Source organism: Methylobacterium bullatum, from assembly GCF_014845095.1.
GTDB lineage: Bacteria > Pseudomonadota > Alphaproteobacteria > Rhizobiales > Beijerinckiaceae > Methylobacterium > Methylobacterium bullatum.
Map to the genome: position 1 here is coordinate 13,409 of NZ_NKUG01000014.1, position 17,989 is coordinate 31,397.

A 17,989-nucleotide genomic window follows, 5' to 3' on the forward strand; every position below is an offset into this window, starting at 1 on the left:
CCGATCGCCCGACCGGGCTCAATGCCCGGAATTCACCCAGCGGACCATGTCGGCGAGCACGATGCTGAGCGCAGCGTCGAGACCGACCGCGGCGCTGCCCGCCTCGATCTTGGCCACGGGCACCCGCGCGGTGAAGATGCGGGCGGCGACCACCTTGCCGGTGCCGTCGGCGATGAGCTTGGCCGAGACGTCCACCACCGCTTCGCCCGAATTCGAGGCGATGTCGAAGGCGCGGATCTCGCTGATCAGCGCGTAATCGGCGACGATCTTGTCGCCCGGACGGCTCACGGATTTCAGGCGCCCGGAATTCTCGAGGCTCTGGATCAGCCGCGTCTGGACGAGGCGCGGCAGGCGGTCGGCCCATTGGCCGCCGCCGAGGAACGACAGGGCGCCGCCGGCCTGACGCACGATGATGCGATCCTGCTCGAAGGGCTGGAGGCCCACCGGCTCGGCCACCGAGATCGACCGTGCCGCCACGCTCGGCCGGCCGGAACTCGGCAGGGCGGCGAGGTCGAAGGTCATGGGCGCGCCGCCGCCGCAACCGCCGAGCAGGGCGGAGAGGCAGGCGAGCGCCAGGGCATGCGAGCGAAACGTCATCCGAAGAGCCTGGAAACCTGTGCAGCGCGGACGAGCGCGCAACCATAAACTACGCCATAGCGGTTTCCGTGCCGTGACGCCGGACACATGCGGCTAGGCTTTGCCGGGTTCAGCGGCCACCGTTGTATTCCGGCAACGATGGCTTGCCGCCGAAGATGACCTGGGACGGGTCGCGCTCCAGGCTCTTCACCGTCCGGTTGAGGGTGTTGAGGGTGCGCTGGCCGTCCGACGACAGGGCTTCGACTTCGCGCCGTCCGGTCCCGCTGAGCTTGCTGAAGCTCGACGCGATGGTGGAGGTGCGCTTGTCGAGGTTCTCGGAGAGGGTGCGGAAGGCCTTGCCGGCGTCGCGCACGGAGATCGCCGCGTCGCGCACTTCGGCGAAGGTGCTGCTGCCGGTCTGGCCCGAGGCGGAGCCGAGGAAGCTCTCGGCCCCCTTCAGCACGTTGTCCACCCGGTCGGCCGAGGCGTTGAGCTTGGCCGCCAGCGAGCGCGCATCCTTGACCGCGCCCTCGATGTCCGGGCTGGCCGTGCTGAGCGCCGCCGAGAAGCGCTCGGCATTGTCGATGACGCGGTTGAGCTTCTGCCCGTCGATGGCCTTCACCAGCGAACTCACGGCGGGGCCCGCATCGCTGAGGGTCTTGGAGAACGATTCCACATTGGCGAGGGTGCGGGTGATGGCGCCTTCGTTGCCGGCCACCAGCTTGTCGAGGCGCTGGAGCATGTCGTCGGCGCGCTGTGCGATCTGCTTGGCCGCCGTCATCATGTCCTGGATGTCGGAACTGTCGGCGAAGATGGTGGGTGTCTGATCGCCCGAGCCCGGCGTCAGCGCCGGGGCATCCGCGTTGCCGCCCGAGAGCGAGATCGTCGACACGCCAGTGAGCATCGCCGAATCGAGGCGGGCGCGGGTGTCGGCGCGCAGGGGCGTGGTGCGGTCCACCTCCACCATGGCGACGACGCGGCGCGGGTCCTGCGGGAGAAGGCGCACGTCCATCACCTCGCCGACCTTGATGCCGTTGAAGGCCACGGTCGAGCCCTTGGCGAGGCCGCCGACGCTGCCGGAGAAGACGATGCGCACGCCCTGCCGTTCCTGGCTGCGCGATCCGCCCTGAAGCCAGAACACGAAGCCGAAGGCAGCCACGACGACCGCGAGAGTGAAGGCGCCCACGAGGGCGTAGTTCGCACGGGTCTCCATTGGATCAGCGATACCTCGGCGTGGCGGGGCGAGTGCGGTGCGGGGACGCACGCGGTGCGCGAGCCCCGATCGATCGCTGGGCGATGTGGCGCACGGCTCCGCCCGGGCGCCGCGCGGATGGGATGGAAGGCATTCCGGCCGATCGGTTCAAAGGTCTTTCCGAAGGCTCGGATGTATCGGCGGGGAGCACGACGAGGCTCCCCTTCCATGAGGGGGGACCCGCGATGCCCTCGAATCGTGTCCGGACCCGGATCAGCATGACACAGGCTTCGGTCCGACCGACCGGCGCCCGCATCGTCACGACGGCGTCAGGCGGCTGCATGCCGGCCTCCCTGCGGGACGATGGCCCGCGCGCGCTTGCCGTGGAAGTAGGAGCGCAGCCAGGGGTGGTCGCTCGCCAGCATGGCCTCGATGGGACCCTGCGCGATGATCTGCCCGTCGCCGAGCGCCGCGATGCGGTCGCAGGCGGTGTAGAGGCTGTCGAGGTCGTGGGTCACCATGAAGACGGTGAGGCCCAGCGTCTGCTTCAACGTGGCGACGAGTTCGTCGAACTCGCCCGCGCCGATGGGGTCGAGCCCCGAGGTCGGCTCGTCGAGGAACAGGATTTCCGGGTCGAGGGCGAGGGAGCGGGCCAGGGCCGCGCGCTTGATCATGCCGCCGGAGAGTTCCGAGGGGAGCTTGTCGGCGGCATCGGGCTTCAGGCCCACCATCTCGATCTTGAGGCGGGCGAACTCGTCGAGCAGGCGCTCGGACAGGTTCAGGTGCTCGCGCATGGGCATCTGGATGTTCTGCTTGACCGTGAGCGCCGAGAACAGCGCACCCTGCTGGAACAGCACGCCCCAGCGCTGCTCGATCTGCCGACGGCGGGTCATCGTCATCCCGTCGACGTCCTCGCCGAACACCTCGATCGTGCCCGAGCGCTTCGGCACGAGGCCGAGGATGGTCCGTGTGAGGACCGACTTGCCCTGTCCGGACGGACCGACGAAGCCGAGGATCTCGCCGCGATAGATGTCGAGGTTGAGTCCCTTCATCACGATCTTGTCGCCGAAGCCGACCACGAGATCGCGGACGCCGATGATGACGTCGCGGGCCGGGGCGCTGTCGAACCGCGCAGGGGGGGAGGACATGTGATTCACGGGCGTCAGAAATCGATGGCCGCGAAGAACACGGCGAAAAGTCCATCCAGTACGATGACCATGAAGATAGACTTCACGACTGAGGCCGTGACGTGACGCCCGAGCGATTCCGCCGATCCTTCGACCGCGAAACCTTCGATCGTGGCGATGATGCCGATGATCAGCGCCATGAACGGCGCCTTGATCAGGCCGACCGCCACGTGGTGGAACGAGACCGCCGCCTGGAGCCGGGCCAGGAACGCGTCGATGGTCATGCCGCCATAGAGCGAGGCGGTGAGGCCGCCCCCCGCCAGGGCCGCCAGCGAGGCGAGGAAGGCGAGGATCGGCAGGCCGATCACCAGCGCGAGGATGCGCGGGACGATGAGGATCTCGATGGGATCGAGGCCCATCACCCGCAGGGCGTCGACTTCCTCGCGCATGCGCATGGAGCCGATCTCGGCGGTGAAGGCCGAGCCCGAGCGCCCCGCCACCATGATCGAGGTGAGGAGCACGCCGAGTTCGCGCAGGATGAGCAGGCCGATCAGGTTGACGACGAAGCTCTGCGCCCCGAAGCGCTGCAGCTGGAAGATGCCCTGCTGCGCCACGATGCCGCCCACCAGGAACGAGATCAGCATGATGATCGGCACGCCCCGGAAGGCGACCTGTTCGAGCTGGTTGACCAGGGCCGTGCCGCGGAACGTGCTCGGCCGCGAGGCGACGCGGATACAGGCCGTCACCACCTCGCCGAGGAAGGCGAGGCCGCTCACCATGTCCGATTTCGCGCCGACGACCCGGACCCCGAGATCGTGCAGGAAACCGACGAGGCGTCCGCGCTTCGGCTTGCCGGCATAGCCGTCGTCCGGCAGCTTCATCTCGCCGAGCAGGATGCGGTGCTCGGCCGAGGCGCCCGCATAGGCGAGAGTCCCGCCGGATGCCTCGATCTCGCCGCGGGTCCGCTCCAGGACCCAGGCGCCGAGCGTATCGAGGCGGGCGACGTTGGAGAGATCGACGAGGATGGAAGCGCCGTTGGTGCGTGCCGCGATCTGTGCTGCGGCCTTCTCCACGGACGAGCCCTGATCCGCCGTCCAGCGGCCGCTCAGGACCACGCGTCCGCCCTCACCGAGAATCGCGGCTTCGGCGGCGTCAGGGTTCGGCTTGGCAGCAGCGTGGCGCACGAAGCGCGACTCCCGGTTCATGCTTGAGAAAAAGCAGATCAAGGTTACGGAATGGTCAAGGTCCGCCACCGACGGCGGAGTGCTGACCTACAAACGAGGCCGTGTGAAGGGCTCACCGGCCGCCATGCGCGCGGAAAGTGACACGAGGCACAGGCCGGACAGGGCGAGCGGCGCCATCAGCGCGAAGGCGAGGCTCCCCCCGCCGGCCTCGTAGGCGACACCGCAGAGGATGGTCGCGCTCGCCGAGGCGCAGGCATTGACGGCGCTCGACAGGCCCTGGGCGCGTCCCCGCGCCCCATCGGGCGCGAAGGCCGAGATCGCCGTCATCGCCCCGAGCTGCGTCGCGCCGAAGCTGAACGCGTGCAGGGTCTGCAGGAGCAGGGCCGGGACGAGGTCGCCTCCCACCTGGGAGAGGCCGACCACGCGGATCAGGGACGCCACGGCGCCGAGCCCGATGAGGCGGAAGGGCGTGCGCCAATGGGCGGGCCAGCGCCCCACGGTGGCGAAGAACACGATCTCGGCGGCGACACCCGTCGCCCAGAGGACGCCGATCCACGAGGCCGAGATGCCGCTGGCCTGCCAGTGGATGCTGCCGAAGGCGTAGGTCGCCGCGTGGCTCGCCTGGATCGTCGCCTGCGCGCCGATGCAGAGCCAGAGCACGCGGGGCAGCTTCGGGCGTGTACCCGGCGCGATGCGCGGCTGCGCCGCATGAGCGTCCACCGGGCTGGCGAAGATGGTGATGGCGGCGACCAGGGCGAGGCCGGTGAGGAGGACCGGCACGGCCAGACGCTCGCCCATGGCGCCGAGGGCCGCGCCTCCGAGCAGGCTGGCGATGAGAAAGCCGATGGACCCGGCCATGCGGATGCGGGCGTAGTCGAGCCGCTTGCTGTGCCGCACGGCGGCGAGGGTGAGGTAGTCGATGGTCGGCACCAGCGGCGCTCCGGCCGCCGCGTTCACGGCGACGAGCACAGCGAGGATGGGCCAGCCGATGGCGGCACCGGCGGGCATCAGCGCGTAGGTCGCGGCCACCGCCACGCTGCCGACCAGCAGGAGACGGCGCGCGGCCACGCCCCTGTCGATCAGCCCCACCAGGGGCGCCGTGGCGATGATCTTCATGGCGATGGGCAGCGCCAGCAGGGCGCCGATGATCCGCGCATCGAGGCCGAGCGCTTTCAGCCAGACCGGCATGAACGGCATGGCGATGCCGATCTCGACGAAGACGACGGCATAGAGCAGCGACAGGCGCGTCGCGTTCGGCTCCGTCGGAGAGGTTTGGGACACCGGATGGACCGCTCGATCGAGGGGCGAAGCGGCCTGAAGGCGAAGCGCTGCCGGCCGCTGATGACGATTCGACCCGTAAAGGCGGCGTTAAAACCATCGTGTCAATCTACCGGTGCTGGTACCCGCGACTTCGCGCAATGGCGCGAGGCACCATCGAGGACACGAGTTCTATGTCTGTCATGCGTTCGCTCACCTCGGTCGATGAGTCGGAATACGACCGGATCGAAGCGGCGATGAGCGAGAGCGAACGCGGCCGCTGGTTCCTCGCCGAATATACGAGGCGCAACCGCAGCGCCGATACGGACATGCTGCTCGGCGCCATCGCGCGCCTGGAAAGCGCGGTGACGGCGGACCGCCCCTCCGACCGGGAGACCGAGCGGGTCGGACGCATGCGCGGCGACCTGATGGACATGGCCCATGCCATCGCCCGCACCAAGGCCGAGATCGCGGCGATCAGCACCGTGGATCAGGACCATAGCCGCCTGGGCATCGCCTCCGTCGCCCTCGACGCCATCGTCCGGGCCACCGAACGCGCGACCTCCGATATCCTCGGCGCAGCGGAAGAGGTCCAGGAGACCGCCTGGACCATGCGCGAATCGGGTGCGGACGCCGAGATCTGCGATGTGCTCGACCGCCGGGCCACGGAAATCTACACGGCCTGCTCGTTCCAGGATCTGACGGCGCAGCGGACCGCGCGCATCATCCATACCCTGCGCTATCTGGAAGAACGCCTCGCGGCGATGATCGCGATCTGGGGCGGCGAGGTCGAGCCGATCCCGCCGGCACCGGGCTCCACCGCGTCGGATGTCGCCCAGGATCTCGACCAGAGCGACGTGGACCGGTTCATCGGCATGGATTCCCTGCGGTCGGAGGCCCAGGCGGCGTCCGAGGTGAAGCCCGAGGCGGCGATGCCGTTCACCGTTCCTGTGGAAACCGTGGACGACGAGCCGCAATCCGCGGAGCTCCCCTCGCTCGAGGTGATGGCCGAGGCCGCCGAAGAGGACGCGTTCACCGAGGCGGATCCCGAAGAATCCGCTCACGAAGAGTCCGTTCTGGACGAGTCCGTTCTCGAGATTCCCACCCCCGAGGAATCCGCCCCCGAGGAAACGGACGCCACCGATCTGAACGAGGTCGGCTTCGAGGACGTCGAATCCGACGAGGCGAAGCCGGCGCCGGAGAAGACCGACATCGCCACGGCCTTCGCCGATATCGACGGGCTGAGCGAGAAAGAGAAACTCGCCCTGTTCTCCTGAGGGAGACGAAAGTCACGCGCGCATTCTCGCCGGCGCTGATAAGAGGGCCGTCATGGCCCTTCACCTTCTGAAGCTCTGCGTCGGACCCGCGACGATCGAGGACCTCGAACAGCGCATCGCCCATTACCGGGACGAGGCGGTGCTGGCCGGGCGCGAACCGTCGACGACCCATGTCACCCGGATGGTCCCGAAGCGGGCCTCCGCCATCGCCGGGCAGGGCTCGATCTACTGGGTCATCAAGGGCACCCTGTGCTGCCGCCAGGCCATCACGGCGATCGAGCCGTTCACGGATAGCGACGGGATCGGTCGCTGCCGCCTCGTCCTCGATCCCGTCGTGGTGCCGGTCAATCCGCGCCCCTGCCGGCCCTTCCAGGGCTGGCGCTACCTCACGGCGCGGTCGGCACCGGCCGATCTCGCCATGGGCCGTTCCGACGACCTCGCCGACATGCCGGAATCCTTGCGCCGCGAGCTTTCCGTCCTCGGCCTGATCTGACCCGACTCGGCTATGGCCTGGCGACGGAGCGGCGATGCCGCCCCGTCGCCGAGGATGTCAGGCCCCTTCGAAGCGGCCGCTCGCATGGGCGAGCATCGTGTAGACCTTGCCCGTCTCGGAGGTGAGGTAGGCATCGGCGCGGCGCGAGTCGCGGTCGTTCTTCGAGACCTCGCCGAGCAGCCGCTCGAACTCGCCGACATAGCGGTCCACCGTCCGGCGGAACTCGGCATCGGCCGCGTAGCGCCTCCGGATCTCCTCGAAGGTCTGCCGGCCCTGGGCCGTGTAGAGGCGGCGGTCGAACAGGTTCGGCTCACCGCGGCGGTAGCGCTCCCACAATTCCACCGCCGTCTGATGCTCGATCATCTTGGCGATGTCGGTGGAGAGCGTCTCCAGGGCGGTGCGGCTCCGCTCGACGGCGGCCTTGTTCGGCTCGGCACCGGCCGCTCCCTTGGCCGGCTCCGCCTTCGCGGCTCCGGATTTGGCGGCTTTGGGCTGACCGGCGGGCGCCGGGGAGGCGTTCGCCGGATCGGACCCGTCCGTGTCGTCGTCGAGGGAGGCGCGGGTCAGGAGATCCGAGAGCCAGCCGCGATTGTCGCGACCGTCGCGGGCCGCCGGGACGGCGCCGCGCGCGGCCTCGCCGGGCCGCAGGGCGGCCTGGTTGCTGGCCCGGCCGGCTGCCGCCGGCGCGGAGACGATGGTCATCTGCTGGGTCGGGCGCGGATCGGTCGGCTTGTCGTCGCGGGCCTTGGGCTCGGACGGCTTGGCGCTCGCCGATGCCGCGACCGGGTTGGCCGCATTCTGCTTCGGCTTGGGAGGCGCGGCCTCCGAGACCTGCACGTCCTGCTGCTTGGCCGGCTGGACCTCCGCCTTGCGCGGGGCGGGGGCTGCCGCCTCGGTCACGTCGACGCTGCGGCGCGAACGCGAGACCAGGGAGGACAGTTCGTTCAGCGCCTTGATCTGGTCGGTCACGACCCGACGCATCTCGCTGGTGGCATCCTGGGTCTCGCGGGGGATTTCCAGAACGCCGCGCTGCAGGTCCGCCCGCGTCGCCTCGAGTTCGCGGCGGATCTCGGCCGCCATCTCGCGCATCCCCGCCACCGAGTCGCCGAAGCGACTGGCCGCGCCCTCGAACACCGTCATCATCTGCTCGGACGCGCCGGAGATCGCCGCGCGGACGGCGGTGGCGGTCCGCTCGCCCTCGCTGCCGGCGTCCTTGCGAAGGCCTTCGAAGGCCCCGGTCACGCTGGCGCCCGCGCTCTGCGCCGCCTCGGACAGGCTGCCGGCGATGCCGCGCGCCCGTTCCTCGGCGGAGCGAAGGGTCTCGGCCATCAGCGCGTCGAAGCGCGCGGTCTGCTCCTCCAGGGCGCCGGACCGTGCCTCGATGCGCGTCAGCACGTCCTCCACCGCCTTGTCGCGGCTGGTGAGGAGATCGATCAGGCGCGTCTCGACAGTTTCGAGCGAGCCCGCCGCGCTGGTGAGCGTGCCGGAATGGGCGCGGGAGATCTCGGTGAGCGAGGTTCCGCGGGCATCGAGCGAGGCGGCGAGGTCGGCCGCATCGCGCAGGGCGCCCTCGGCGACCGCCTTCAGCTGATCGACCTGTTCGGCCACGCTCCGGCTGGCGCGCTCGGTCTCGCTTCCAATCGCGGAGAGCGTCGCCTGCACCTGCTCGACCCGGCCCGAGAGGCCCTGCTCGATGGCGCCGAGATTCTCGCCGGCATCGGTGATGAGCTCGCGCAGGGCCGAGTTCGCCCCCTCGACCCGGTTCAGGACGCCGCCGAGCTCACTGCGGAGCCGGTCGTTGGCCTCGTTGAGGCTCGCCAGGGCGCGGGAGGCGCCGCCGTCGATGGCCGCGAGCAGCGCGTTCCTCGACGCGTCGGACTGTTCGGCGAGGTCACGGACCCGCTCGCGCAGGGTCTCGGCGAGGGGCGTTCCGCTCTCGTCGAGGATGCGCGCGATCTCCTGGCTGCGCTCGCCCAGGGAGGCGACCAGCCGGGAGGCCGGGCCTTCGACGATCTCGCGGAGGCGTTCGGAATGGGTCGCCATCGCCTCGACCATATGGTTTCCGCGACCGTCGATGGTCTCCACGATCGATCCTCCCCGCTCCTCGATGGCGCGGGTGATGGTCTCCGCGCTCTCGGCGAGGCGGCGGGCCAGCGATTGCCCGCGAGCCTCGATCAGCGAGGCCAGGGCCGTCGAGCGGCGGTCGAAGCCGGCGATCATGTCCTGGTTGCGACCGTCGATGAGGGCGGCGACGGCCTCGTTGCGCTGGTCCAGAGCCGTGGCGAGCGCGTCGGCATGGGCCTGGGCGAGGGCGGCGTGACGGTCCACGCGCTCGTCGAAGGCGGCGAGCATCGTGGCGCTGTGCTCGTCCACCAGGGCCGCATAGGCGTCCTGGCGGTCGTCGAAGGCGCTGGCGAGGGCATCGCCGCGCGATGCCACGAGGGCGGCGAAGACCTTCATCCGGCTGTCGATCCGGTTCGTGAAGGCTTCGCTCCGGGCATCCACCGCCTGGGTCAGGGCCGTGCCCTGATTGTCGATGGTCCGGGCGAAGGCCGTGGTCCGGTCGTCCACCAGCCGCTCGAGGGCGCGCAGGCACTCGTCGAACAGGGCCGCGATGGCCTGCGTACGGGTATCCACCGACTGGGTCAGCGACAGGCCCTGGTCGTCCACGGTGCGGGTGAACTCCGTCGTCCGCCCGTCGACGAGGTCGGCGAGGGCGCGCAGGCGCTGGTCGAACACGCTGCCGATCGCCTCGGCGCCGGCCTCGACGGCCCGGCTCAGCGACGCGCCGCGGCCGTCGATGGCGTGCGTGACCTGGGCCGTCCGGTTGTCCACCAGGTCGGCGAGGGCGCGCAGGCGCTCGTCGAACATGCTGCCGATCGACTGGGCTCCGGCCTCCACGGCCTGGCCCAGCGATGCGCCGCGGTTGTCGATGCTGTGAGTGAGGTCGGCCGAGCGGTTGTCCACGAGAAGGTCGAGGGCGCGCAGGCGTTCGTCGAAGACGGTCCCGATGGACTGGGCGCCGGCCTCGACGGCCCGGGTCAACGACGTGCCGTGGCCGTCGATGGTGCGGGCGAACTCGGCCGCGCGGTTGTCCACGAGGTGGTCGAGGGCGCGCAGGCGCTCGTCGAACAGCGCACCCATGGATTCCGTGCGCTCGTCGACGGACCGGTACAGGGCGCTGCCCTGCATCTCCATGGTCCGGGCGAACTCCGCCGTCCGGGTCTCCACGAGGGTGTTGAGCTCATGCAGGCGCTCGTCGAAGAGCGCGCGGAGCGAACCGGTGCGGTCGTCGAGGGACCGGGTCAGGCTGCCGCCACGGTCGTCCACGGTATGGGCGAACTCCGCCGTCCGGGCCTCCACGAGGGCGGCGAGCTCATGGAAGCGCTCGTCGAAGAGCGCGCGGAGCGAACCGGTGCGGTCGTCGAGATTCCGGGTGAGGTTGCCGCCGCGCTCGTCCACCGTGTGGATGAGGTCCGCCGTCCGGCTCTCGACCAGCTGATCGAGGGCGCGCAGGCGCTCGTCGAACAGCGTGCTCATCATGGCCGTGCCCGCATCGACCGAGTGGGTCAGGACGGAGCCCTTGGTATCGAGGGTCCGGACGAAGTCGGCCGAACGGTCCGCCACGAGGGTGTCTAGGGCCTGCATCCGGTCGTCGAACAGCGCGCCCATGGCCTGGGTGCGGTCGTCGACGGTCTGGGTCAGGGCGGTGCCCTTGGTGTCGATGGTGCGGACGAGTTCGGCCGCACGGTTCTCGATGAGATGATCGATCGCGCGCAGGCGGTCGTCGAACAGGGCGCTCAGGGCATGAGTGCGCGCATCCACCCGGTCGGTGAGCGCTTCGGCGCGGCTGTCCACCAGGCCGTCGAGGGCGGTGAGGACGTCGTCGAACAGGGTCCGCAGCCCTTGGGTGCGGGCTTCCACCGATTCCGCGATCCGGGCGCCGCGACCGTCCACGAGTTCGTCCAGGGCTCCGATGCGCTGGTCGAACAGCGCGACGAGGTCGCGGGTGCGGGCTTCCACCGCGCCAGCGGCACCGCCGAGGCTGGCCTCGATCGTGTCGACGAAGGTCCGGCCGTGCTGGCCGAGCGAATCGTGCAGGGGGGCCAACCGGTCGTCGAGGCTGCTGGTGAGAACCTGCGAGTGATCGTCCAGCATGGTCCGGATCTCGTTGGTCCGGTTGTCCAGGAGCTGGTGCACGGTGCGCACGCCCTCGTCGAGCAGGCTGCCGATATCGGTGGTCCGCGTCTGCAGGGTGGAGCCGAGGCGGCCTTCGCCCTCGCTGAGCAGCCGGTCGGCATCGGCGACGACGTCGCGCAGGCGGGCGATGATGGTGTCGCCGCGCTGTTCCAGAAGCTCCGCCAGGGAAGAGCCGCCGCGATCGAACAGCTGTGCCAGTTCGGTGATGCGGGTGCCGAGGGCGCCGAACACGACGCGTCCCTTCTCGTCGAGCTCCTGGCCCATGGCGGCCGTGCGCTCGTCAATGAGGGCGGCCAAGGCTTCCGCGCGGTGCGAGAAGGACGAGCGGATCGCCTCCGCCTGTCCGGCCAGGGCCTCGTTGGCATGGCCCGTCCGGCTCTCGATCATCTCGACGAGTTCGCGGGTCCGGTTGGCGAGATCCTCGTCCACCGCGCGGGTGCGGCTCTCGATGAGGCGGATCGCCTCGAAAGCCTGGGAGCCGAAGGTCTCGTCGATCAGGCGGCTGCGCTCCTCCAGCGCGGCGGCGATGGCGTCGAGACGCCCGACGACGCTGGTGTCGAAGCGGCCGACGCCCTCTTCGATGCGGCGTGACAGGTCGGTCGCCTGCTGCTCGAAGCGCGCGGCGATCTCGGTGGAGCGGCTGCCGAGGGTATCGCCCAGGGCCAGGCTGCGGGCGGCGATGTCCTGCGCCATGCCGTCGGCGCGGGCATCGAGGGTCTGGACGAGGTCGCGGCTGCCTTCGACCATGATGCGCGCCATCTCGCCGGTGCGCAGGATCAGGGCTTCGTTGAGGGCGGTGGCGCGGGAGCCGAGCTGACCGTCGATCTGGCTCACCAAGTGGGTGAAGGTCTCGCCGATCTCGGCGGAGCGCTTCACCGAGCGCTCCTCGAGGGCGCCGAGCTGGCTCTCCACGGTCTCACGCGCTTCGCGGGTGCGCTCGGCGATGGTGTCGGCCACCGCCTTGCCCTGCACCGTGATGACGCGGTCCATCTCCTGCAGCTGGCCGGTGACGGTCTCGCTGAGGGCGGAGGTGTCGCGGGCGATGCGGTCGGCCAGGATGTCGCCGCGGGCGATGGTCTCCTGCAGGGCCGCGAGGCGGTCGTTGAGCACGGTGTCGATGGCCTTCGCCCGGCTTTCCGTGGTGTCGGCGAAGGTGGCGCCGCTCTGGGCGAGGGCGTCGCTCACGCGGGCGCTCTGGGCGGTCACCGCCAGCACGATCTCGCGGCCGGTATTGGCGAGCTGGCCATGCGCCTCTTCGGCATGGGTGGCGATGAGGTCGGTGAGGCCACGGCTATGCGTGCCGAAGGAGGCCTCGACATCCTTGATCCGGGCGGCGAGTTCGCCGCCGACATTCTCGGCCGCGCGGGCGATGGAGCCCGTCGCCTCGTTGGCGCGGTGGAGCAGGGTCTCGTCGATCTCGGTGAGGGTGCGGCGCAGGGCCTCCATCGCGTCCTGCGCGCGTCCTCCCACTTCACCGCTGAGACCGCTGGCGGCCTGCTGCAGGAGCTGCGCGGCTTCCTGCGTGCGGGCGGCGAGTTCGGCGGAGGTGGCGGACAGGCGCCGCTCGAAGATCTGCACCGCCTCCACGGTCCGTGCCTCGAGTTCGCCGGTGGCGCTCGCCGAGGAGCGCCTCAGGGCCTGGGCGGCCTCCGCCGTGCTGGCGCCGAGGGCCACGGTGGTCTCTTCCGCGCTGCGGCGGAAGATGTCGGCGGCCTCGCTGGTGCGCGAGCCGATCTCGGCAGCCAGGGTGTCGAGGACGGCACGCAGGCTCTCGATCGCGCTGCCCGACTGGGAATCGAAGGTGCTGCCGAGAACCCCGAAGGCGCCCGTCAGGGTGAGGGTCGCGTCCTCGACGCGCTGGGTCACGAGGCCGCCGACCTGCTCGCCGGCCTTGTTGAGGCGGCGGATGCTGGTGTTGACGACGGAGGCCGTATCCTCGGCGCTGTTGCGCAGAGCGGTCGCGGCCTCGGCCGACCGGGCGTCGATCTCGCCGTTGAGGCCCGCCACGGTGCCCCGGAGGTTCTCCACCGTGCCCATGGCCCGGGTCTCGAAATGGGTGCCGAGGGCGGCGAGCGCCGCATCCATGGCCCGCGCGGCTTCCTCGGCGCGCTGGGTGACGAGGTCTCCCATCCGCTCCCCGGCGGAGGCGAGGTTGGTCTCGAGCGAACCGCCCTGGACGGTGAGGGTCTCGTGCAGGCGGGTGGCCACCGTATCGATGCGCTCGGCCAGATGACCGGCGCGATCGTGGATGCCGTTGCCGGCGGTCTCGATGGAGCGGACGAGGTCGTCGCGCAGGGCGCCGGTCCGTGCGGCGAAGGTCTCGACGATCCCTTCGGAGGCCTGGGCCAGGCCCGCCTGGGCTTCGCGGGTGCGGATCTCGATCGCCTCGGACACGCCGCTGCCGGCGGCCTCGATCTCGGCGCGCAGGGCGGCGCCGCGCGCGGCGATGTCATCGGTGAGCGTGGCCCCCGTGGCGGCGAAATGCTCGCGCAGCGCCGTGCCGGTCTCGGCGAACCGGGCGGTGATCTCGCCGCCGGTATGGGAGAAGTTCGTGGTGAGTTCGGTGCCACGGGCGAGGAACGTGTTCTCGAGCCCGCGCGCAGAGGCCTCGAAGGTCTGGCGGACTTCGCTGCCCTGGCGGTTCAGGCTCTCGATCACCTCCATGCCGGTCTGGGCCAGCGTGCGGGCGACCTGGCCGGCATTGTCGGCGAGCGTCGCGGTGAGCATGCCGCCGGTGCGCTCGAAGGCGAGAGTGACGTCCGCCGCCCGGCTCTCCAGGGACTGCGTCAGGGTGTTGCCGACTTCGGTGAGGCTGCTGCGCACGCCTTCGCTGGTGCTGGCGAGGCGCTGGACGAGATCGTCGCCACGGTCGGTGACGAGCCCGACCACGCGGTCGCCGGCTTCTCCGAGGGCTGCCGTGATGGCGTCGCCGCGGTTGCCGAGGGCCGAGGTGATGGCCTCGCCGCGGGCGTCGAGGGCGCCGGTCACCCGTTCGCCGGCGCCGGTGACGGCGGCGACGATGCGCTCGGCCGCTCCGTCGAGCTCCTGCGTCAGGTTCTGGTGCGATCCGGTGATCGCGCCGCGAACGCGCTCGGCATTGGCGACGATGGATTCACGCTGGGCGACGAGCTCGTCGACGAGGGAGCGGATGCGGATCTCGTTGTCGGAATAGGCGCGTTCCAGGGTGGCGATCTCGCCGCGCACCAGGGTCTCCAGTTCGCCGGCACGGGCCAGCGCGCGCTCGACGCCGTCGCCCACGGCCGCCACCTCGCGCCGGACCGTCTGCGACATGGTGAGGACGGCATCGGTGGAGAAGTTCTCGGGCTCGGCGAGGCGGATCGCCACTTCGCCGACGGCGCGGGCCACGAGACGCATCTCCTGGGCGCGGACGGCGAGCATCGCCATGATCGCGAACAGGACGATGGGGCCGACGATGGCTGTGGCGCCGACGGCGGCCTGAAGCGCCGTCATCCCGGCGATGAAGCTCTTCAGCTCGCCCCCCGACTGGTTCCAGGCCAGCGCGAGGAGGGCGGCGAACCAGAGAGCGGAGACGATGGCGGCGACGATGTAGGGCGTGCCGGACGGCCGCACGCGCAGGGTCTGCTGCAGGATGCCGATGTTCTGGCGGTCGTCGTTGGCGACCATGGAGCGGTCCGGCGGCAGCAGGCCACCCTCCCGGCGCGGCCGGTTGCGGTCCGGCGGCGGCAGGTCGGAGGCCAGGGGCTGGTCGAGATCGAGGCGCGGGGGTGCGAGGCGCCCGCTGGGGTCGCTCAGGGGATCGTTGTCGCCCACATCGGGAAGCCGCGGTTCGACGCGCGGTTCCGTCGCCTGCGTCGAGGGGAAGTCCAGGTTGAGGGCCTGCTCGATGGCGGAAAGAGCCGCCTCGGCCGGGTCCTTGAGCTTCTTTTCCGTGGCCATCCAACGCCTCGTTACGCAGGTCGTCGAGACCGGCCGCATCCGGTGATCGACGACATTTTTACCAATTTACCAAGGAACTTTAGACCTCGGCGCGAGACCCGGATACCCGAGTGGGTCGAACCGTCCAAAAAACCTTAACGGAATGGTTACCAAGCGTGTGGCCGGTTTCATTCCGTCGGCTTTATGCATGATGCCGCAAGGCTTAAACGGAAGCGAACGATCTCGGACGCTCCTGTGGATAGACTGGTGGAGGGGCGCTCGAACGCCCGGTTGGGTTAAGGCGAGGCGACGGGTGACCAGTCTGATCGATCGTGCCTACCTCGCCGAGCAGACTTTCGGCGACGTCGACCTCGCCCTGGAACTGCTCGTGCTCTTTTCCGGCCAATGCCGCCGGCTGCTGCCCGGGATCACCGATCCGCGCCTCGACGACCACCACCGCGCCGACCTCGCCCACACGTTGAAGGGCTCCGCCCTCGGGGTCGGCGCCGCGCGGGTCGCCGAACTCAGCGCCGTCATCGAGGATGGCCTGAGGCGGGGGGGCGGCGTTCCGGACCCGGCCTATGGCGCGCTGGCCGATGCGGTAGAGGCGACCCTGTCGGAAATCGACGCACCCGCCTGATCTCGGCCGCAGGGACGGAACGGGTCGGCGTCTGCGGCGTAAGCGCAGGAATGTGAGGCGATGAGGCCGGTGCCGCTTGCATTCACCGGGCCGCGCCTTCAAGGCAGTCGCGCCGCACAACCGGCCGCAGACGCGTTGTACGAGCCTGGAGTCTTCGATGCCTAAGATCACCTACGTCGACCATGCTGGAACGGCCAGGACCGTGGAAGCCGACGTAGGATCGACCGTCATGGAAGCGGCGATCCGCAACAACGTACCGGGGATCGACGCCGAATGCGGCGGCGCCTGCGCCTGCGCCACCTGCCACGTCTATGTGGATGCCGAGTGGGTCGATGCCGTGGGACCGGCCGAACCGATGGAGCAGGACATGCTCGATTTCGCGTCCGACGTGCGTGCGACGTCCCGCCTGTGCTGCCAGATCCGGATCAAGCCGGAACTCGACGGCCTGACGGTCATCACGCCGGCTCGCCAGGGCTGAGCGGGCGTCGGCCGAGACTCTCGGCGAAGCGCAGCAGATACCCGTCGGGGTCCTGAACCAGGAATTGCCTGACGCCGACTTCCATCTCCCCGACCCGGTACCAGGCCTCGTGCGCGGGCCGGAACAGGGGCCAGGACGCGGAATCGAGGGCCGCCAGGATCGGATCGACGGCATCGACCGCGATCTGAAGGTTGATCCCGCGGCCGAGCGGCGGTTCGAGCCGGCCCGTCCGCCAGTTCCCGTTGGCGACATTGAGCATCACCTGCGCTCCGCCCCTCTCGAGATAGGCGAAGCCGTTCTCCGGTCGGGAATAGGCGACCGTAAATCCGAGCGTCCCGCACCAGAAGGCGAGGCTGGCGGCCAAGTCGTGGACGTCGAGTTCCGGAACGAGGGGGCTGAACCCGCCCTCGGGCAGCCTGTCGCCGGTCATCTCACCAGCGCCCGCATGGCCCCGTCGATCCCCTCGATGTTGAGCGGAAACATCCTGTCCGAGACGATTCTGCGGATCATGCCGATCGACTGGGTATAGGCCCAGTGCTCGGCGGGGACCGGGTTGAGCCAGACCGATTTCGGAAACCGTTCGAGCACCCGTTCCAGCCAGACCTGTCCCGGCTCCTCGTTCCAATGCTCCACCGAGCCGCCCTGCATGGCGATCTCGTAGGGGCTCATGGAGGCGTCTCCGACGAAGACGGCACGGTAATCGGGCGGGTAGGTGCGCAGCACGTCGAGGAGCGGGATCGCCTCGTCGTGGCGCCGGCGGTTCTCTTTCCAGACGCGTTCATAGGGGCAATTGTGGAAGTAGAAATGCTCCACATACTTGAACTCGGCACGCGCTGCCGAAAAAAGCTCCTCGGCGAGCGCCACGTGCCAGTCCATCGACCCGCCGACATCGAGGAAGAGCAGGACCTTCACGGCGTTGCGACGCTCCGGGCGCAGCTTCACGTCGAGATAGCCCTTGCTGGCGGTCTCGCGGATCGTGCCGTCGAGATCGAGTTCGTCGGCGGCGCCCGTGCGGGCGAAACGGCGCAGGCGCCGGAGGGCGACCCGCATGTTGCGGGTGCCGAGTTCGACGCCGTCGTCGAGATCCCTGAACTCGCGCTTGTCCCAGACCTTCACCGCGCGAAAGTTCCGGTTGCCGTCCTGGCCGATGCGGATGCCTTCGGGGTTGTAGCCATAGGCGCCGAAAGGTGAGGTGCCGCCGGTGCCGATCCACTTGTTGCCGCCCTGGTGGCGTTCCTTCTGCTCGGCGAGCCGTTGCTTCAGCGTCTCGAACAGCTTGTCCCACCCGAGCGCCTTCAACTCGTCCTTCTCGGCGTCGGTGAGGTACTTCTCGGCGAGCTTGCGCAGCCATTCCTCGGGGATCGCCGTCGGCTCCGCCGCCTCGCCGAGGGTCTCGATTCCCTGGAACACGGTGCCGAACACCCGGTCGAACCGGTCGAGATGGCGCTCGTCCTTCACCAGGGCGGTGCGGGCGAGGAGATAGAACTCCTCGACGCGCTTGCCCGCCAGATCGCGGTCCAGGGCCTCGAGCAGCGTGAGATGTTCCCGCAGCGTGACGGGGATCTTGGCGTCGCGCAGGGCCGTGAAGAAGTGAAGCAGCATGGGGCAGAGAACGCGCGAACCGGGCGTCCGGGTCAAGGGTGTCCGCGCACCGGTCATGCCCACCGG

At 69.8% G+C, this 17,989-nt stretch carries 12 protein-coding genes; 4 read left to right on the plus strand and 8 right to left on the minus strand.

The features are described 5' to 3' along the window. Positions 1 to 18 precede the first annotated feature (18 nt). The 5 genes from MBTS_RS01745 to MBTS_RS01765 all read right to left on the minus strand — a co-directional run bounded on the left by MBTS_RS01745 (position 19) and on the right by MBTS_RS01765 (position 5,360). Positions 19 to 597 carry an ABC-type transport auxiliary lipoprotein family protein gene (locus MBTS_RS01745; RefSeq protein ID WP_018042209.1) on the minus strand — a complete coding sequence of 193 codons (579 nt, stop codon included), beginning with the start codon at positions 595 to 597 and terminating at the stop codon, positions 19 to 21. Positions 598 to 706: 109 nt separating this feature from the next. Next, on the minus strand, positions 707 to 1,789 hold the full coding sequence (locus MBTS_RS01750) for an MlaD family protein (RefSeq protein WP_018042210.1): 1,083 nt from the start codon (positions 1,787 to 1,789) through the stop codon (positions 707 to 709). Between the two features lie 308 nt (positions 1,790 to 2,097). Then, positions 2,098 to 2,916, minus strand: a complete 819-nt coding sequence (locus MBTS_RS01755; RefSeq protein ID WP_056149987.1) for an ABC transporter ATP-binding protein — start codon at positions 2,914 to 2,916, stop codon at positions 2,098 to 2,100. A 14-nt stretch (positions 2,917 to 2,930) separates the two neighbouring features. Next, entirely contained in the window at positions 2,931 to 4,100 is a 1,170-nt protein-coding gene (locus MBTS_RS01760; RefSeq protein WP_056149984.1) for an ABC transporter permease, read from the minus strand. A 66-nt stretch (positions 4,101 to 4,166) separates the two neighbouring features. Continuing rightward, positions 4,167 to 5,360 carry an MFS transporter gene (locus tag MBTS_RS01765; protein ID WP_147832652.1) on the minus strand — a complete coding sequence of 398 codons (1,194 nt, stop codon included), beginning with the start codon at positions 5,358 to 5,360 and terminating at the stop codon, positions 4,167 to 4,169. A 170-nt stretch (positions 5,361 to 5,530) separates the two neighbouring features. Here MBTS_RS01765 and MBTS_RS01770 point away from each other — a divergent pair, with 170 nt between their 5' ends. Both MBTS_RS01770 and MBTS_RS01775 read left to right on the plus strand, forming a co-directional pair. Beyond that, a complete protein-coding gene (locus tag MBTS_RS01770) occupies positions 5,531 to 6,613 on the plus strand; it encodes a hypothetical protein (RefSeq protein ID WP_147832651.1) in 1,083 nt (360 codons plus the stop codon). A 52-nt stretch (positions 6,614 to 6,665) separates the two neighbouring features. Beyond that, positions 6,666 to 7,106, plus strand: coding sequence for a DUF1489 family protein (locus MBTS_RS01775; protein ID WP_147832650.1), 441 nt, complete (start codon positions 6,666 to 6,668; stop codon positions 7,104 to 7,106). Positions 7,107 to 7,163: 57 nt separating this feature from the next. Here the strand turns inward: MBTS_RS01775 and MBTS_RS01780 are convergent, their stop codons facing one another. Then, positions 7,164 to 15,224, minus strand: coding sequence for an apolipoprotein A-IV repeat region-like domain-containing protein (locus MBTS_RS01780; protein WP_192214963.1), 8,061 nt, complete (start codon positions 15,222 to 15,224; stop codon positions 7,164 to 7,166). 292 nt (positions 15,225 to 15,516) lie between these two features. Here MBTS_RS01780 and MBTS_RS01785 point away from each other — a divergent pair, with 292 nt between their 5' ends. Together MBTS_RS01785 and MBTS_RS01790 are read left to right on the plus strand one after the other, a co-directional pair. Beyond that, positions 15,517 to 15,843, plus strand: a complete 327-nt coding sequence (locus MBTS_RS01785; RefSeq protein WP_147832627.1) for an Hpt domain-containing protein — start codon at positions 15,517 to 15,519, stop codon at positions 15,841 to 15,843. Positions 15,844 to 16,000: 157 nt separating this feature from the next. After that, on the plus strand, positions 16,001 to 16,321 hold the full coding sequence (locus MBTS_RS01790) for a 2Fe-2S iron-sulfur cluster-binding protein (RefSeq protein ID WP_018042218.1): 321 nt from the start codon (positions 16,001 to 16,003) through the stop codon (positions 16,319 to 16,321). Here MBTS_RS01790 and MBTS_RS01795 read toward each other — a convergent pair. Then, positions 16,299 to 16,751 (minus strand): bleomycin resistance protein, encoded by a 453-nt coding sequence (locus tag MBTS_RS01795; RefSeq protein ID WP_147832626.1) that lies wholly within the window; start codon positions 16,749 to 16,751, stop codon positions 16,299 to 16,301. The genes MBTS_RS01790 and MBTS_RS01795 overlap by 23 nt on opposite strands. Beyond that, complete coding sequence (locus MBTS_RS01800; protein WP_147832629.1) at positions 16,748 to 17,923, minus strand: vWA domain-containing protein; 1,176 nt, start codon at positions 17,921 to 17,923, stop codon at positions 16,748 to 16,750. The genes MBTS_RS01795 and MBTS_RS01800 overlap by 4 nt, the downstream gene beginning before the upstream one ends. Positions 17,924 to 17,989: the final 66 nt, after the last annotated feature.

Bases quoted from the DNA above. Each gene is read 5' to 3' on its own strand.
- MBTS_RS01800 (WP_147832629.1), bottom strand. From the start codon at position 17,923: ATGCTGCTTCACTTCTTCACGGCCCTGCGCGACGCCAAGATCCCCGTC.
- MBTS_RS01780 (WP_192214963.1), bottom strand. From the start codon at position 15,224: ATGGCCACGGAAAAGAAGCTCAAGGACCCGGCCGAGGCGGCTCTTTCC.
- MBTS_RS01745 (WP_018042209.1), bottom strand. From the start codon at position 597: ATGACGTTTCGCTCGCATGCCCTGGCGCTCGCCTGCCTCTCCGCCCTG.
- MBTS_RS01775 (WP_147832650.1), top strand. From the start codon at position 6,666: ATGGCCCTTCACCTTCTGAAGCTCTGCGTCGGACCCGCGACGATCGAG.
- MBTS_RS01790 (WP_018042218.1), top strand. From the start codon at position 16,001: ATGCCTAAGATCACCTACGTCGACCATGCTGGAACGGCCAGGACCGTG.
- MBTS_RS01770 (WP_147832651.1), top strand. From the start codon at position 5,531: ATGTCTGTCATGCGTTCGCTCACCTCGGTCGATGAGTCGGAATACGAC.
- MBTS_RS01755 (WP_056149987.1), bottom strand. From the start codon at position 2,916: ATGTCCTCCCCCCCTGCGCGGTTCGACAGCGCCCCGGCCCGCGACGTC.
- MBTS_RS01795 (WP_147832626.1), bottom strand. From the start codon at position 16,751: ATGACCGGCGACAGGCTGCCCGAGGGCGGGTTCAGCCCCCTCGTTCCG.
- MBTS_RS01750 (WP_018042210.1), bottom strand. From the start codon at position 1,789: ATGGAGACCCGTGCGAACTACGCCCTCGTGGGCGCCTTCACTCTCGCG.
- MBTS_RS01760 (WP_056149984.1), bottom strand. From the start codon at position 4,100: ATGAACCGGGAGTCGCGCTTCGTGCGCCACGCTGCTGCCAAGCCGAAC.